Below are 16,617 nucleotides of genomic sequence, written 5' to 3'. Positions count from 1 at the left end.
GGAACTGCCCATTACTAGATAACAAAGTGGGCCGTGGGTTCGCAAAATGGGTGAAAAAAATCGATATCTACTTATCAGAGGGAGATATTGATGGATGATTGGGGCGACGCGTGAGGCTCAAGTCAGCGTGTCCGCAAAGGCGCAATCGGTCGACAAAAATTTCACGATTTCTGTTATATCGTAACGTTCATAGAGTGTTGCCCGGCAACACGCCGTCAGGGTCGATGCAAGGGGCGGTTTTTGATGGACGGTTTGTCTTCACTATTGAACAAGGTCTGGGGTGTCGATGCGGGTTGATCTGGATGTCGAAAGTGCAGGCCTCGATGGCTTGCCGCGCTTTCAAAGAGCCGCGTTTCACGCCCGACGTTTGTTGCGCCTGGCTTATGGCCTGGCAGGCTTGGGGCTGTTCGCCTTTATCCTGGCGTTGTTTGTCATGCTTTTTTCGTCCACTTCATTGTGGTCGGCCGTGCTGGTCAACAATGCCGCAGCCCTGTGGTTGGTGGTCGCGGGTTTGCAGTCGGCTTACTGGATTGCCCGTTGGCGCGCGAAGACCCTGGGCGCGGAGCAGGGCGCGGGCGTCGTCGAGCAACCCCCCGAAGAGGACGAATCGGTTCCGGAACAGGCACCCGGCTGGTACGAGCGCTTGCTGGGCCGGATCAGCGGCAGTGGGTCGTCGCTGCTGACCCAGGTTGGTTTGCCAACGTTGTGGCTTGGCGGCTGGGCGTTGCTGGCGATGTTTGCCGTAAAGATGGTCTGGAACTTGAACCTTGTGGGTTCGAGCCTTGGGCCGACAGGCAACGTAGCGGGGGGGATCACCCTCCTGCTGGCTTTCGGGCTGCTGGTGCTGGAGCGTCAGCTGAGCCATGAACTCCGGGCTGAATGGCCTGAAGCCGAGCCCTTGGCACAACTGACGCGGGTGGCGATTGCCTGCCTGCTGCTCAGTGCGCTGTGCCTGTTCTTCTCGACGCCCGACCGCCTTTGGCCGGCGCGGCTTGCTGTGCTGATGGGGCTATTGCCCGGTCTGGTGGCCCTGGAGTTGTTGCTGCGTGCGTTGATGTCCTTGTTCAGCCCGCGCAATGAGCGTATCGAGCCGCGCCTGTTGGCCCAGAGCTTTATGGCTGGACTGCTGCGCTGGCCGCCGCAGCCGTTGCTGGCCTTGCAGAATGAATTGCACAATCGGTTCGGCATCGATCTGCGTCAAATTTGGGCGTTTACCTACATGCGCCGCGCCTTTTTGCCGGTCATGGGCGTGGTGTTGGCGCTTGGCTGGATGCTGACCGGTGTGCATGAAATCCCCATGCAGAGGCGCGGCATCTACGAGCGTTTTGGCAAGCCGGTGGAGGTGTTCGGCCCTGGATTGCACGCGGGGTTGCCATGGCCGTTCGGTCGGGTGCTGGCGGTGGAAAACGGTGTGGTGCATGAGTTGGCGACCAGTGTCACCGAGGGCAGTGCTACCGAACAGGTTCGTGAGCCTGCAGAAGGCCCGGCGCCCCTGAGCGCCAACCGCTTGTGGGACGCGAGCCATATCAATGAAAAGTCTCAGGTGATCGCCAGCAGCACAGGTGACCCGTCCGGCACCCGGTCCTCTGCCCAGAAGCAGAGCTTCCAGATCGTCAACATGGACGTGCGCTTCGTTTATCGCATTGGCCTGACGGATCAGGCGGCGATGGCGGCGACCTACAACAGCGCCGACGTGCCGACGTTGATTCGCAGCACGGCGAGCCGGGTGTTGGTGCATGATTTTGCCTCGCGGACCCTCGATCAGTTACTCGGCGAGCAACGCGCTGCGCTGTCCGCCGACATTGGTAATGCGGTGCAAGCGGATCTGAAGGCGCTGGACAGCGGCGTGGAAATTCTCGCGACCGTGGTCGAGTCGATTCATCCGCCAGCCGGTGCGGCCAATGCCTACCATGGCGTGCAAGCCGCACAGATCAGTGCTCAGGCGTTGATTTCCCGGGAGCGCGGTGCCGCGAGCGAGCAGTCCAATCTGGCGCAGCTCAATGCCAGCGTGGCGCAAGACCAGGCCACCGCCGGTGCACGCGAAGTGTTGGCTGCGGCGCAAGGGGCTGATTTACGCTTTAGCGCTGAGCGCCAGGCGTATGCCCATGCCGGCCAGGCATTTCTGCTGGAGCAATACCTGACCCAGCTGAGCCAGGGCCTGGCCCACGCCAAGTTGCTGGTTCTCGATCATCGACTGGGCGGCGACACTGCGCCGACCATCGATTTACGCACGTTCACGCTACCGGCAGACCCAACGGCGCCGCGTAAAGCCGTTCATTAAGGAGTCATCCCTTGAGTCTGTTTCACTCCCATGATCATCACGATCACGCTGGTCACGACCATGGCCACGCAGGACATCACCACGGCCATCATCATGGCGATGCCTCCGCGGCAGCCGGGTTCCCGTGGCGTCGAACCGCACTGGCAGCGTTGCTCATCGCGTTTGCCGTGGCCGCCGCGAGCCTGGTGCAAGTGCGCTCGGGCGAAGCCACCGTTATCACGCGCTTCGGTAACCCCTCCCGTGTGTTGCTCGAGCCGGGCCTGAGCTGGCGCTGGCCGGCACCGTTCGAGGCGACCATTCCGGTGGACCTGCGCCTGCGCACCACCTCCAGTGGCTTGCAGGATGTCGGCACCCGCGATGGCCTGCGTATCATCGTTCAGGCCTATGTGGCCTGGCAGGTTCAGGGCGACCCTGACAACGTGCAGCGCTTCATGCGCGCGGTGCAGAACCAGCCGGACGAAGCCGCGCGGCAGATCCGCACGTTTGTCGGCTCGGCACTGGAGACCACTGCCAGCAGCTTCGATCTGGCCAGCCTGGTCAATACCGACGCCAGTCAGGTGCGGATCGCCGATTTTGAAAACCAGTTGCGCCAACAGATCGATCAGCAATTGCTCACTACTTACGGCGTCCGCGTCTTGCAGGTGGGTATCGAGCGTCTGACCCTGCCGTCTGTGACCCTGAACGCGACGGTAGACCGGATGCGTGCCGAGCGGGAAACCATTGCCACCGAACGTACAGCCGTGGGCAAGCGTGAAGCGGCGCAGATCCGTGCCGCCGCCGAGCGGGATGCGCGCATCGTCGAAGCCGACGCGACGGTCAAGGCTGCTGACATCGAAGCGCAATCGCGCGTCGAAGCGGCGCAAATCTACGGTCGTGCTTACGCGGGCTCGCCACAGCTGTACAACCTGCTGCGCTCGCTGGACACCCTGGGCACGGTAGTGACACCGGGCACCAAGCTGATCCTGCGCACCGACGCGGCGCCGTTCCGCGTGCTGGTCGATGGGCCGCCGACGCTGGATGGCAAAAGCGGATCGCAACCATGAGTGACGTCACGCCCCAACGCCCCCCCGTCAACAGCCCCTGGCTGCAGGCGAGCCGTCTGGCGTTTCTCGGTTTGTATGCCGTCACGGTGTTGGCCGCGCTAGGCTGGGCGCTGTCGAATGTGCGCCAGATCGATCCGCAGAACCGCGCCGTGGTCATGCGTTTCGGGGCACTGGAACGCATCCAGAACGCCGGACTGCTCACGGCATGGCCGCAACCTTTCGAGCAGGTGGTGTTGTTGCCCTCTGCGGACCGGGTGATCGAGCGCCGGGTCGAAACGTTACTGCGATCCAGGCTGGCTCTTGATGCGGATCGGGTCGCCAGTTTCGCCACGCCGATGAGCGATGCGCTGGCCGGTTCCGGCTTTTTGTTGACCGGTGATGCGGGTGTCGTACAGCTCGATGTGACGGCGTACTACAAGGTGACCGACCCATATGCCTTCGTGTTGCAGGGCGAGCATGTGCTGCCTGCATTGGATCGGCTGGTGAATCGCAGTGCTGTGGCGCTGACCGCAGCCCGCGATCTGGACACGATTCTGGTGGCCCGCCCAGAGATGGTCAGCCCCGACAGCAAGGCCGCTGAACGCCGTGAGCGCTTGCGTGGCGATCTGGTTCATGGCATCAACCAGCGCTTGGCCGATCTGGCCGCGACCGGTGTCGGGCTGGGCATCGAAGTCGCTCGGGTCGATGTGCAGTCAAGTCTGCCCACGACAGCGGTCGCTGCCTTTAACGCTGTCCTTACGGCCAGTCAGAAAGCAGATCAGGCGGTGGCCAACGCCCGTACCGACGCCGAAAAACTGACCCAGACCGCAACACAACAGTCCGACCGCACGTTGCAAGTGGCCCATGCCCAGGCCTCCGAGCGACTGGCCAAAGCCCAGACCGACACGGCAACAGTCACCAGCCTGACGCAGTCGATTCATGACAAAAGCGACCCGGGTCTGCTGTTACGTATTTACCGCGAGCGCCTGCCAAAAATTCTCGGCCAGGCAGGCTCGGTGACCACCGTCGATCCCCGTGACGATTCCCGCCTGATCATTCAGGGAGCAGAACAATGAGTGCCCACGCAGCCAGCACCGAGCCCGCGTCGACTGAACCTGCGGTCAGCATGCTGACCGGTTCGGAACAACGCAGCGCGGCTCGACAATTGACCCTGGCGATGCTTGCCCTGGGCTTGCTGGGTCTGGGCCTGGTCTGGCGGTTTGTTGCGCCCGAACAGACGGGTGTCAGTCAGGTATTGCTGGGCGTCGCGTCGCTGCTGGTCGCGGTGCCGGTGGTCAGTGCCGGTTGGCACAGCCTGCGTTACCCGAGCCTGCACGGCATTACCGACCAGTTGATCGCGCTGGCGATGCTCGGCGCCTGGGCCACGGGCGATCTGATGACCGCCGCCTTGCTGCCGATCATCATGATCTTCGGCCATGTGCTGGAAGAGCGCAGTGTCATCGGTTCGCAGGAAGCGATTCAATCCCTGGGCCTGCTGACCCGCAGCCACGCGCGGCTGATTGACGCCGATGGCACGGTTCGCGAAGTGGATAACTCAACCTTGGTCGCTGGCGATCAGGTTGAGGTGCGGGCCGGTGATCGAGTCCCGGCCGATGGCGTCGTGCGTTCCGGGCAAGCCAGCCTTGATACCGCGCCGATCACCGGCGAGTCGGTGCCGCTGGAGGCCAAGGTTGGCATGGACGTGTTCGGCGGCGCGATCAACCTCGATGGCCTGTTGCGGATTGAGGTCACGCGTATTGGCAACGAATCGACATTGGGCAAAGTGATCGCGCTGATGCAAAGCGCCGAGCGCTCCAAGCCACCGATTACCCGTCTGCTGGAGCGCTATGCGGGCAGTTACATGGTCTTGGTGTTGATGATCGCGGCCGTGACCTGGTTCATTACCAACGATGCGCAAGCGATGCTGGCCGTGCTGGTTGCCGCGTGCCCTTGCGCGTTGGTGTTGTCGGCCCCTGCGACGGCGATTGCCGGGATCGCGGTCGCCGCCCGGCACGGGATTTTGATTCGTAGCTCGGCCTTTCTCGAAGAGTTGGCGGACCTGACTTCACTGGTGGTGGATAAGACGGGCACGCTGACCTACGGCAGCCTGCGCTTGCAGTCCATCGAAGCGGCGTCGACGCCGCAGACCTATGTGCTGCCATTGGCCGCCAGCCTCGGCTCGGCCAGCAGTCACCCGGTCAGCCGTGCGTTGGCCGGGTTGGTGGACAAAGATCTGTTGTTGGCGCTGACCGATATTCGTGAACGTCAGGGCTTGGGCGTGGTGGCGCGAACCGAGCATGGCGAAGCCGCATTGGGCCGCCCTGAGCTGTTCGATGCGCTGGGCATCAGCACGTCACCGGTACCAACGCATGACGGCCCGATTGCCGGGCTCGCGGTCGATGGCGTTTTCCTCGCCTGGCTGTTGCTGGCCGACAGCCTCAAGCCAGAAGCTCGCCAGGCGCTCGCCGAGTTGCGGGCGTTGGGGTTGGGTCGACAACTGCTGTTGACCGGCGACCGTCAAAGCGTGGCCGACAGCCTGGCCCGCGAAGTCGGTATCAGTGATATCGAAGCCCAGGCGCTGCCCGAAGACAAACTCAATCGGGTCATGGGCGAAATCAGCAGCGGCTTTCGGCCCATGGTGGTGGGCGATGGCATCAACGATTCGTTGGCGCTCAAAGCCGGCGTAGTGGGTGTTGCGATGGGCGCGGGGGGGGCGGACATCGCGCTGGCTTCAGCCGACATCGTGTTGATCGGCAGTGACCTGCGCCGCTTGGGCACCTGCGTGCGCTTGAGCCGCCAATGCCGGCAGACCCTGCACGTCAACGTGATCATCGGTCTGGGTTGGACGCTGGCTATCGTGGCCCTTGCCGCTTTCGGTTTGCTGGGTGCGGAAGGGGCGATGATTGCGGCCGTGCTGCATAACCTCAGCACTCTGTTAGTCCTTGGCAATGCAGGTCGTTTGCTGCGCTTCCAGGAGCCGCTGCTGAAACTGGAAATCAAGCCACAGGCCTGAAAATCCGACCCTTTAGCCGAGAGTGCCGAGCCAGAGCTCTCGGTTAAGTATAAAAATCAGCGTGAGCGGTGAAGAACTCTGCTACATATTAGGGGTCATTCTTACAATGGGTGATCCATTGAAGGCTGGAGTTTGGCTCGTAATATCGGGTTAAGGACGGTTAACCCAACGCTTCATGGCATCGTCAGAAGCTACAAAGCCAATAGCTGTGCAGCCCCATCGCGTGGGCTGCTTATGGACTACCCTTTTCCTGAGCTTCTGGATGAGGGGGTTTACTACATGCTCGCGCAACTTCCATCAGCCCTGCAGAATTTGCACCTGCCACTACGGCTGAAACTGTGGGACGGCCATGAGCTTGATCTTGGTCCGACGCCCAGCGTCACCATTGTGGTGAAAGATCCACAACTGGTATCGCAGTTCACGCATCCCAGTCTGGACTTGCTCGGTGGCGCCTTCGTTGAGGGCCGACTGGAGTTGGTGGGGTCAATCCGGGAAGTTATCCGGGTCTGCGATGAATTGAGCCAAGCGCTGCTGAATGAGGATGACGACGACGTGCCCATGCGCTCGGAGCACGACAAAGCCACCGATGCGGCGTCGATTTCCTACCATTACGACCTGTCCAACGCGTTTTACCAGCTCTGGCTTGACCGCGAGATGGTCTATTCCTGCGCCTATTTCAAGACGGGCACAGAGACCCTCGAACAAGCGCAGCAGGACAAATTTCATCACCTGTGTCGCAAGTTGCGTTTGCAGCCGGGCGAATACCTGCTGGATGTCGGGTGCGGTTGGGGCGGGCTGTCGCGGTTTGCCGCGCGCGAGTACGGGGTGAAAGTATTCGGTATCACTCTGAGTAGTGAGCAATTGGCCTTGGCCCGTGAGCGGGTCGACGCGGAAGGCTTGCAGGACAAGGTTGAGCTGCAATTGCTGGATTATCGCGATCTGCCTCAGGACGGTCGCTTCGATAAAATCGTCAGCGTGGGCATGTTCGAACATGTCGGTCACGCCAATCTGGAGCTGTACGCCAAACGCCTGTTCGGTGCGGTCCGCGAAGGCGGCCTGGTCATGAACCACGGCATCACCGCCAAGCACACCGATGGCCGTCCGGTGGGGCGTGGCGCGGGCAGTTTTATCGAGCGTTATGTCTTTCCGAATGGCGAGTTGCCGCACGTGTCGATGATCAGCGCTTACCTCAGTGAAGCGGGTCTGGAAATCATCGACGTCGAAAGCCTGCGCCTGCATTACGCTCGGACGCTTGAACACTGGAGCGAGCGTCTGGAAGCGCGGTTGGGGGAGGCCGCGACCATGGTCCCAGAGCAAACCTTGCGTATCTGGCGCTTGTACCTGGCCGGTTGTGCGTATGCGTTTGCCAAGGGCTGGATCAATCTGCATCAGATTCTGGCAGTCAAACCGTATGCCGACGGCAGCCTCGATTTGCCCATGACGCGGGCTGATATCTACCGCTGATCGCAGGGTTCGACAGGGACGGTTTATAGGGGTGGTCGCTACGGGGTTTTGTGATCCCGTAGCGACATCAGTCTTTAGAGAATGGGCGAAATCAGGCGCGCAATGCGCATGCCGAGCTGCTGCAGATGATGGGTTTGCTTTCTCTCTTCCAGGGCGATTTCGTGGGCCAGGGCGAAGTCGTCGTTGAGCATTTTCTCCACTTCGCTGGCGAAGTCACTGTCGACCGTCAGCAGCATCAGTTCGAAGTTCAGCCGGAACGAACGGTTATCCAGATTGGCGCTGCCGATGGCGGTTATCTCGCTGTCCACCAACACCACCTTCTGATGCAAGAAGCCCGGCTCATAGCGGAAGATGCGCACCCCTGCGCGCACAGCCTCGAACGCGAACAGGCTAGAGGCGGCGTAGACCACGTAATGGTCTGGACGCGATGGCAACAATATCCGCACATCGACACCGCGCATTACCGCCAGGCGCAACGCGGCAAACACGGCTTCATCGGGAATGAAATAGGGGCTGGTGATCCACACCCGTTCTGTGGCGGAATGGATGGCTTCGACGAAAAACAGCGAGCAGGTTTCCTGAGCATCCGCCGGGCCGGTGGCCAATACTTGGCAGAGCACGCCATTTTCGGGATAGGTGTCAGGCAGGATCAAGGGGGGTAACTGTCGAGTGGCCCAAAACCAGTCTTCGGCGAACGATTCCTGCAAGCACGCGACCACGGGACCGACTACCTCCACATGGGTGTCGCGCCAAGGGGCCAGCGGCGGTTGTTTGCCCAGGTATTCATCGCCCACGTTGTGCCCGCCAACAAAGCCGCGCAGGCCATCCACCACGACGATTTTGCGGTGGTTGCGGAAGTTCACCTGAAAGCGATTGAGCCAGCCGCTACGGGTGGCGAAGGCTTTGATCTGCACACCGCCGTCGCGGAGGATGGCGCTGTAGGTGTTGGGCAATGCGTGGCTGCCGATCCCGTCGTAGAGGACATGGACGGCCACCCCTTCGGCGGCTTTTTCCAGCAGCAGCGTTTGCAGGCGTCGACCCAGATCGTCGTCATGGATGATAAAAAACTGAATCAGAATCGCTTTTTTGGCGTGGCGAATAGCCTCGAAGATCGCGGCAAACGTGGCTTCACCATTGATCAGCAGTTTTACCTCGTTGTTCGCCAGGCACGGCATACGGCCTAGCTTGGGCATGGCCCGTAACGAGGCATACGCGTTACTGCGTCGCGCGGTGACGGCTTCTTCGATCCAGGGCCGCCAGTTCAGATCGCCGATGGCCGTGTGCATCTCCCGGTTAGCTTGGCGGCGGGCTTTGATGTAGGCATCAAATGAACTACGGCCGAAGACCAGGTAAGGAATAAGGGCCACGTAGGGGATGAATAACAGTGGCATGGCCCAGGCAATCGAGCCTTGGGCGGTGCGCACGGTGAGCAGCGCATGGATGGCACCAATCAGGCCAAGCAGATGAATGAAAGCGATCAAGTAGCCGAAGAAATGCGGGCTGTGGTAATCCATGTGCAACCTTGCTTTAAACTTTTTAGATCTCTAACAGACCACAGCCCGTCGGGATTGTCGCTATTTTATTCGGCATGCAACTGGTAGACGCTTGCGTCGTCTAAGGCTCATCGTCAGGCTGGAGCACATCCGGTCATTTTCACACTCAGGAATTTTTCAGATGAACAAACGCGTTTTGGCTTTGCTGTTTTGTCTGGCTGCACCGATCGCTCAAGCGCAGATGTTGCAGCCAGGGTTGTGGGAACTGACGTCGAGCAATATGCAGGTAGACGGTCAGCAGTTGCCTGACCTGCAGTTGATGCTTGGCCAGTTGAACAACCTGCCGCCCGAGCAGCGAGCAATGATGGAACAGATGATGCAAAAACAGGGCGTGACGCTGGGCGGGAAGGGTGTGCGAGTCTGCCTGACTCAGGATCAGGTCAAGACTGACAATATCCCGCTGACAGACCCTAAGTCCGGCTGCAACCAACAGATCACCGACCGCAATGGCAAGACGTGGAAGTTCCGCTTCAGCTGCCCCAAAGCGCAAGGCACAGGGGTCGCCCAGTTCGCCAGTGATCGCGAGTTCAGCACCAAAGTCGTTGGCACCTTCAACGCCACAGGCGCTCAGCAAAACGGCAGCATGGACACCCGTGCCGTCTGGCTGGGTCAGCAGTGCGGGACGGTTAAACCGCGGACTTGATTCCTCGCTGCCAACGGCTCCGGGCGACGGCATCGTGCGCATGCAGGCTTTCGGCGTGAATGACTTTCAGGTCGAAACCCTTGATGTCCGGGACCTGGCTCAGTGCCAGATGGAGTCGCCGCGCAGCATCTTCACAGAACATTAAATTCTGCCCGTTGGCCAAGGTAAATGCTTGCTCATCAGCGCGTTTGACCGCCGTTTGCACCGCCGTGCCAAGGGTGGCCTCAACGTGATCAATAAGTTGGATTAGCGGCAGCTCTTCCACGTGCGCGTCCAGCTGAACATCAAGCTGGGCGCTGCTGCGTTGACTGTGAGGGGTGGCAACAATGCCTTGGTTCGTACCGAGCCATGTCAGCACATCCGCATGTTCCAGCGGCCGATTGGCGAAGTCAGAGATGAATTGCGCCTGAATCAGCTGCCTGGCAAGGGCCGCAGAGCACGGGCAGGTCGAGGAATAGCTGACGTCGAATGTTAGTTCCACGTGGAACACTCCACGCTCCAGCCGAGCAAAAATCCCTACCGGATAAGACTTCCAACCTGCCAACGGGCTGACCAATGCCGGGCGTTTCAACAGCAAATGGCTGTGAATGCGCACAGAGGCATTGGCAGAAAGACCGTGGTGCGAGTCGAGAAAACGCTGAAGAACCCGATGCAGTAGCGCGGGTGTGAGGTCTTCTCCTTCGAACATTTCCAGCGCCAGATACAGCCGTGACATATGGATGCCGCGCGCTTCCCCATCGTCGAGGCTCACGCCCGCATCCGCGGTGGCGCTCATGCGCTGGCCATTAAACACAATCGGCAGGGCGATGCCGCACATGCCGACCCAGTCCAGCGGTAAGGCTTGGCGTGATGCTTGGGAAGCGATATCCGGCAGAGTCAGCGCGTTCATTGAAGGTCCGTCGTCAGGGCAAAATAGATATGTTATATTATAACAATAAAGTCGACGATGCCTTTTTGAGGCCGTACGCTACCCGATAAGGAACACCTGATGCCTGACCGTCTACCCGTTACTGTGTTGTCCGGATTTCTTGGGGCTGGCAAAAGCACGTTGCTCAATTACGTGCTGCGCAATCGCGAAAACATGCGCGTGGCCGTGATCGTCAATGACATGAGCGAGATCAACATCGATGGCAGTGAGGTTCAGCGCGATGTGAGCCTGAACCGTGCCGAAGAAAAACTGATCGAAATGAGCAATGGCTGCATCTGCTGCACCTTGCGAGAGGACTTGCTCGAAGAGGTCAGTCGTCTGGCGCAGGATGGCCGTTTTGACTATTTATTGATCGAATCCACCGGGATTTCCGAGCCGCTGCCCGTCGCCGAAACCTTCACCTTCCGTGATGAGCAAGGTAAAAGCCTGGCCGACATGGCACGCCTGGACACCATGGTCACCGTGGTCGACGGCATCAATTTTCTGATCGACTACCAGGCCGCCGAGAGCCTGGCGACTCGTGGTGAGACCCTGGGCGAGGATGACGAGCGTTCGATCACCGACTTACTGATCGAGCAGGTCGAATTTGCCGATGTCATTCTGATCAGCAAAATAGACCTGATCAGTTCCAGCGAACGCCTGGAGCTCATCGCGATACTTGAGCGGCTCAATCCCCAGGCGGAAATCATCCCGATGGTGATGGGGCAAATTCCGCTGAAAAAAGTGCTGAACACGGGTCGTTTCGACTTCGAGCGCGCCTCGCAGGCGCCGGGCTGGCTCAAGGAGTTGCGTGGCGAACATACGCCGGAAACCGAGGAGTACGGCATTGCCTCGACGGCTTACCGCGCCCGTCGCCCCTTTCATCCGCAGCGCTTTTTCGACTTCATTAACCGTGAGTGGATCAACGGCAAACTGCTGCGCTCCAAAGGTTTTTTCTGGCTGGCGAGCAAGCATCAGGACGCGGGCAGTTGGTCGCAGGCGGGTGGTTTGATGCGTTACGGCTTTGCCGGTCGCTGGTGGCGCTTTGTGCCTAAACAGGAATGGCCGCAGGACCCGGAAAGCACTGCTACGATCATGGAAAACTGGACCGCCGAGAGTGGTGATTGCCGTCAGGAACTGGTGTTTATCGGGCAGCACATCAACTTCGCGCGGCTCACCGATGAGTTGGACAGCTGCCTGCTGACCGATGCGGAAATGGCCAGCGGTGTAGAGCGTTGGGCGCTGTTGGCGGATCCGTTCGGCCCATGGCACGACGAGGCGGCACCTTAAGGGGCAAGCCACTGACCCTGGCTCTGCCCCTCGCAAAACGTCTTAAGGTAGTGCGCATCGCTGGCGACGCCGTAATAGTGAATGTTCTGGTGATAGGGCATATTGGCGACTTGAGCATTGCTGCACACACCGAAAGCGCCGGCGGGGCATTGATCGACGTATTCCACTTCGATTTTCTGACCGGCCAGTTGTGGCTGGCAAAACCCGTCGTGAAACAGCTTCGCCGGGATGTTGCGATTTTCCTGGCAGACTTTGACGTCGAGCCGTTCGGCGTGGCTGTGTACGACGCAGGCCTCAGCCCATGCCTCGCTCGATGTTATCCACAACAGTGTTGCCAGCCAGATCGCGCGCATTGATTGTCCCTGTAACCATCACTCTGAAGAATTGGCCCTCATGCTGCAGAACATCCCCACCCATGTCATCGCCGGCCCGTTGGGCGCGGGCAAGACCAGCCTGATCAAGCAATTGTTGGCGCAAAAACCTGCCAACGAGCGCTGGGCGATCTTGATCAATGAGTTCGGCCAGATCGGCCTGGATGCTGCGCTGTTGACCACGGCTGACGATGGTATCGCACTTGGCGAAGTAGCCGGCGGCTGCCTGTGCTGCGTCAATGGCGCACCGTTTCAAGTTGGCCTGGGGCGCCTGTTGCGCAAGGCGCGGCCGGATCGACTGCTGATCGAGCCCTCCGGGTTAGGCCACCCGGCACAGCTTATGGAGCAGCTGCGTGAGCCGCCTTGGGAAGGGGTCCTGGCCGTTCAGCCGTGTGTGCTGGTGCTGGATGCGACCGTGATGGTGGCCGGTCAGCCTTTGCCTGACAGTCAGCAAGCAGCCTTGGGCGATGCGGGTTTGTTGGTGATGAACAAGTCCGCATTGCTCGACGTTGCAGCGCGCGAGGCGCTGGCCCGGCGCTTACCGGACCGTCCGTTGTACTGGACCGAACAAGCGGCTTTACCGTTATCCGAGTTGCCGGGCATTGGTGCACAAGCCTCTGCGGCTGTGGATAACTTTGTTGCACCCAAGGGTTTGGCGCAATTGCCGGCGATCTGGACCGACCCACGTCAGCCGATCTGCTTGAGCCAAGGCCAGGCGGAAGGCTGGAGTATTGGTTGGCGCTGGCACCCGAGCCAGCAATTCGAGCTGATGCGCGTGCAGCAGTGGCTCAATAGCCAGGGTTGGCGACGAGCCAAGCTGGTTATCCACAGCAACGCGGGTTGGTTGTCCGGTAATGCGCTGGATGGCGCGGCCATTCATTGGCAAAACAGTGAATGGCGCCGCGATTCACGGCTGGAACTGATATTCACCGCGCCTCAGGACGAGGCTGCGTTGCAAGCGGGACTGGCTGCCTGCTTGCTCTGAAACGAGTTATCCACAACGGCCATCGGTTATACCGTCAGGCTCACTGCTTCCACTTGTTGTGTTCCTGACGCCATTGACTCATCTCGATCACATTGGCGCTGGGTGGCGGGGTTTTGATTTCGAACGGGTAGGACGCCAGCTCGATGAGTGCGGTGTGCGCGCCGAACATGGTGATGGTGCCGGGGTGGCGCTGCTCGCCGGTGACGGTGAACTCGAAGTTATACACACGGGCCAGGCGCTTTCTGCCGTTGGCATCGCGGGCGAACGTGATGCGCCTCAGGGCAACATTGCCGTCCAGCAGTTCGACGTCGAGTTTGGCGCAGTGTTGCTTGACTCGCGCCAGTGCCCGCTCGCGCAAACCATGGGAATGCCACAGCCAGGCGCCGCCCGTGGCCAGCAGCATCAGCACAAAAAGGTTGCCCAAGGTCAGCATGAAAAAGTGCTCCAACAAAGAACGTCCAGCTTAACTGGGTCTGACGATTTACAGCCATACCGTGCAGCTTAAATTTCATCCCTGTTGCTTTCTTTGCTTGCGGTCCGCTCGAGGCGTGCGCGTCGAGCGGGCCTGATGGTGCTTAAGGCGCTTCGTCCTTGATGTCCTGGTAGCGTTTTTCCAGCTCCTGACGAATCTGCCGACGTTGCTTGGCCTGGAGAAAGCGACGCTTGTCTTCACTGTTGGCGGGTTCCAGTGGCGGTACGCCAGCCGGTTTGCGCTCGTCGTCTATCGCCACCATGGTGAAAAAGCAGCTGTTGGTGTGGCGCACCGAGCGTTCGCGGATGTTCTCGGTGACGACTTTGATCCCCACTTCCATCGAGGTATTGCCGGTGTAGTTGACTGACGCAAGGAAGGTCACTAACTCGCCAACGTGGATCGGTTCACGAAAAATCACCTGATCCACTGACAGGGTTACCACATAACGCCCGGCATAACGGCTGGCGCAGGCATAAGCGACCTCATCGAGGTACTTGAGCAGGGTGCCGCCATGCACGTTGCCAGAGAAGTTGGCCATGTCCGGGGTCATCAATACAGTCATCGACAGCTGGGTGTTTCCGGGTTCCATAGCGTGCTCACAGGGTGGGTGTGTCAGAAGTGCACCTATGGTGGTGCTCGCGTTCTTGTGGATCAGTTATCCGGACGCTGGCGGACCCGCCGCCGTCACGCCGAGGCGCCCATCTGTTTCCATATATTGCACCGACTTTCTCCGTAGAGGTGCGGTGTTAACCTGAAAAAAGCCTCTGTCGCGGGTATTTCCTACATTGAAATCGGGTTTTTCAGCGTATAAAAAAGGAGTTTCACGCCATGCATGCCATCAGTTTTATCCAGGACCTGGCGGTGATCATGCTGGTCGCCGGTGTCGTAACGGTCCTTTTTCATCGTCTGAAACAGCCCGTGGTCCTGGGCTATATCGTTGCCGGTTTCATTATCGGCCCGCACACACCGCCGTTCGGCCTGATCCACGACGAGGATACAATCAAGACCCTGGCCGAGCTGGGTGTGATTTTCCTGATGTTCTGCCTGGGCCTGGAATTCAGCCTGCGCAAGCTGTTCAAGGTCGGTGCCACGGCCTTTATCGCGGCCTTCCTGGAAATCGTGCTGATGATCTGGATCGGCTACGAAATCGGGCGGTTCTTCGACTGGAACGCTATGGACTCGCTGTTTCTCGGGGCGATTCTGGCGATTTCTTCAACCACCATCATCGTCAAAGCGTTGAACGACCTGAAGATGAAAAATCAGCGTTTTGCCCAGCTGATTTTTGGGATCCTGATCGTCGAAGACATTCTCGGTATTGGCATTATTGCCTTGCTGTCCGGCATCGCTGTCAGCGGCTCCGTGAGTTCCGGCGAGGTATTTTCCACCGTCGGCAAGTTGTCGCTGTTTATGGTTGTAGCGCTGGTGATCGGCATTCTTCTGGTCCCGCGCCTGTTGGCGTATGTGGCCAGATTTGAAAGCAATGAAATGCTCTTGGTGACGGTCCTCGGTCTGTGTTTCGGGTTTTGCCTGCTGGTGGCCAAGCTTGAATACAGCATGGTGCTGGGCGCTTTTCTGATCGGTGCAATCATGGCGGAATCGCGGCAGTTGCTGAAAATAGAGCAGCTGATCGAACCTGTTCGCGACATGTTCAGTGCAATTTTCTTCGTCGCCATCGGTTTGATGATCGACCCGAAAATCCTCCTTGATTACGCCTGGCCGATTGCCGTGATCAGTGTCGCTGTGGTGCTGGGCAAGATGCTGTCGTGTGGCCTGGGTGCCTTTATCGCCGGGAACGATGGGCGCACGTCCTTGCGGGTTGGCATGGGGTTGTCACAGATCGGCGAGTTCTCGTTCATCATCGCCGCGCTGGGCATGACGCTGCAGGTCACCAGTGACTTTCTCTATCCGGTGGCAGTGGCGGTATCGGTGATCACCACCTTGTTGACGCCTTACCTGATCCGCTCGGCGGACCCTTTGTCGATGAAGCTCGCGGCGGTGATGCCTGCGCGTATTGCACGAGTCTTCGGGCTGTATGGGGAATGGCTGCGCAGTATCCAGCCACAAGGGCAGGGCGCGTTGCTGGCGTCGATGATCCGCAGGATTTTGTTGCAGGTCGGGGTCAATCTGGCGCTGGTGGTGGCGATTTTCTTCTGTGGCGGTTATTTCGCCGAGGGCATTGGCGACTATTTGAGCGACTGGACCCGCGATGACAGCCAACACAAGGCGTTGATCTGGGGCGCGTCGTTGCTGGTGTCGCTGCCGTTCTTGATCGCGGCCTACCGCAAGCTCAAGGCGCTTTCGATGTTGTTGGCCGAGATGAGCGTTAAGCCCGCCATGGCCGGACGCCATACCGAACGCGTGCGTCGGGTGATCGCAGAAGTGATCCCGTTGCTGTCGCTTTTGGTGATTTTCCTGCTGCTGGCTGCGCTGTCGGCGAGCATCCTGCCGACTAACGAATTACTGCTGGTGATTGGGGTGGTGGCCGCTATCGTTGCCGCGGTGTTGTGGCGCTGGTGCATCCGTGTACATACGCGGATGCAGATCGCTTTGCTGGAAACCTTGGGTAACCATCAGGAGCCGCCCGAGCATTGAGGCGACTCCCTTCGGCGCCGCAGC

The 16,617-nt window shown here is 59.7% G+C and carries 14 protein-coding genes; 9 read left to right on the top strand and 5 right to left on the bottom strand.

From position 1 onward, the window contains the following. The first annotated feature begins 286 nt into the window (after positions 1 to 286). The 5 genes from hflK (K0F75_RS24840) to cfaB all read left to right on the top strand — a co-directional run bounded on the left by hflK (K0F75_RS24840) (position 287) and on the right by cfaB (position 7,780). A complete protein-coding gene (gene hflK / locus K0F75_RS24840) occupies positions 287 to 2,281 on the top strand; it encodes a protease modulator HflK (protein WP_219064613.1) in 1,995 nt (664 codons plus the stop codon). A gap of 11 nt (positions 2,282 to 2,292) precedes the next feature. After that, the gene (hflC, locus tag K0F75_RS24835) at positions 2,293 to 3,324 is read left to right on the top strand and encodes a protease modulator HflC (RefSeq protein WP_219064612.1); all 1,032 of its coding nucleotides are present in this window, start codon (positions 2,293 to 2,295) and stop codon (positions 3,322 to 3,324) included. Then, a complete protein-coding gene (gene hflK / locus K0F75_RS24830; protein WP_219064611.1) occupies positions 3,321 to 4,379 on the top strand; it encodes a protease modulator HflK in 1,059 nt (352 codons plus the stop codon). The genes hflC and hflK (K0F75_RS24830) overlap by 4 nt, the downstream gene beginning before the upstream one ends. Next, positions 4,376 to 6,316, top strand: a complete 1,941-nt coding sequence (locus tag K0F75_RS24825) for a cation-translocating P-type ATPase (protein WP_219064610.1) — start codon at positions 4,376 to 4,378, stop codon at positions 6,314 to 6,316. The genes hflK (K0F75_RS24830) and K0F75_RS24825 overlap by 4 nt, the downstream gene beginning before the upstream one ends. A 279-nt stretch (positions 6,317 to 6,595) precedes the next feature. Then, positions 6,596 to 7,780: a C17 cyclopropane fatty acid synthase CfaB gene (cfaB, locus tag K0F75_RS24820; protein ID WP_219064623.1), complete on the top strand. Its 1,185-nt coding sequence runs from the start codon at positions 6,596 to 6,598 to the stop codon at positions 7,778 to 7,780. A 74-nt stretch (positions 7,781 to 7,854) separates the two neighbouring features. Here the strand turns inward: cfaB and cls are convergent, their stop codons facing one another. Then, complete coding sequence (gene cls, locus K0F75_RS24815; protein ID WP_219064609.1) at positions 7,855 to 9,294, bottom strand: cardiolipin synthase; 1,440 nt, start codon at positions 9,292 to 9,294, stop codon at positions 7,855 to 7,857. Positions 9,295 to 9,454: 160 nt separating this feature from the next. Between cls and K0F75_RS24810 the strand changes: the two genes are divergently transcribed. After that, a complete protein-coding gene (locus tag K0F75_RS24810; protein WP_219064608.1) occupies positions 9,455 to 9,976 on the top strand; it encodes a DUF3617 domain-containing protein in 522 nt (173 codons plus the stop codon). Here the strand turns inward: K0F75_RS24810 and folE2 are convergent. Further along, complete coding sequence (folE2, locus tag K0F75_RS24805) at positions 9,960 to 10,865, bottom strand: GTP cyclohydrolase FolE2 (RefSeq protein ID WP_219064607.1); 906 nt, start codon at positions 10,863 to 10,865, stop codon at positions 9,960 to 9,962. The genes K0F75_RS24810 and folE2 overlap by 17 nt on opposite strands. A gap of 99 nt (positions 10,866 to 10,964) precedes the next feature. Between folE2 and zigA the strand changes: the two genes are divergently transcribed. Then, complete coding sequence (gene zigA / locus K0F75_RS24800) at positions 10,965 to 12,173, top strand: zinc metallochaperone GTPase ZigA (RefSeq protein ID WP_219064606.1); 1,209 nt, start codon at positions 10,965 to 10,967, stop codon at positions 12,171 to 12,173. Here zigA and K0F75_RS24795 read toward each other — a convergent pair. Continuing rightward, positions 12,170 to 12,526 carry an NADH:ubiquinone oxidoreductase gene (locus tag K0F75_RS24795; RefSeq protein ID WP_219064605.1) on the bottom strand — a complete coding sequence of 119 codons (357 nt, stop codon included), beginning with the start codon at positions 12,524 to 12,526 and terminating at the stop codon, positions 12,170 to 12,172. The genes zigA and K0F75_RS24795 overlap by 4 nt on opposite strands. Before the next feature lie 40 nt (positions 12,527 to 12,566). Here K0F75_RS24795 and K0F75_RS24790 point away from each other — a divergent pair, with 40 nt between their 5' ends. Continuing rightward, positions 12,567 to 13,529, top strand: coding sequence for a GTP-binding protein (locus K0F75_RS24790; protein WP_219064604.1), 963 nt, complete (start codon positions 12,567 to 12,569; stop codon positions 13,527 to 13,529). A gap of 40 nt (positions 13,530 to 13,569) precedes the next feature. On the opposite strand, the gene K0F75_RS24785 is transcribed toward K0F75_RS24790, so the two are convergent. Next, entirely contained in the window at positions 13,570 to 13,962 is a 393-nt protein-coding gene (locus K0F75_RS24785) for a DUF3301 domain-containing protein (RefSeq protein ID WP_219064603.1), read from the bottom strand. Positions 13,963 to 14,104: 142 nt separating this feature from the next. Beyond that, entirely contained in the window at positions 14,105 to 14,590 is a 486-nt protein-coding gene (locus K0F75_RS24780; protein ID WP_219064602.1) for an acyl-CoA thioesterase, read from the bottom strand. Positions 14,591 to 14,829: 239 nt separating this feature from the next. On the opposite strand from K0F75_RS24780, the gene K0F75_RS24775 reads away from it, so the two are divergent. After that, a complete protein-coding gene (locus tag K0F75_RS24775; RefSeq protein WP_219064601.1) occupies positions 14,830 to 16,593 on the top strand; it encodes a cation:proton antiporter in 1,764 nt (587 codons plus the stop codon). Positions 16,594 to 16,617 lie beyond the last annotated feature (24 nt).

The sequence above is a fragment of the Pseudomonas sp. UMAB-08 genome, from assembly GCF_900095225.1.
In the GTDB taxonomy this organism is placed as follows: domain Bacteria; phylum Pseudomonadota; class Gammaproteobacteria; order Pseudomonadales; family Pseudomonadaceae; genus Aquipseudomonas.
Note: the sequence above shows the minus strand (reverse complement) of the source record. Positions and strands in the feature narration are given on the sequence as shown.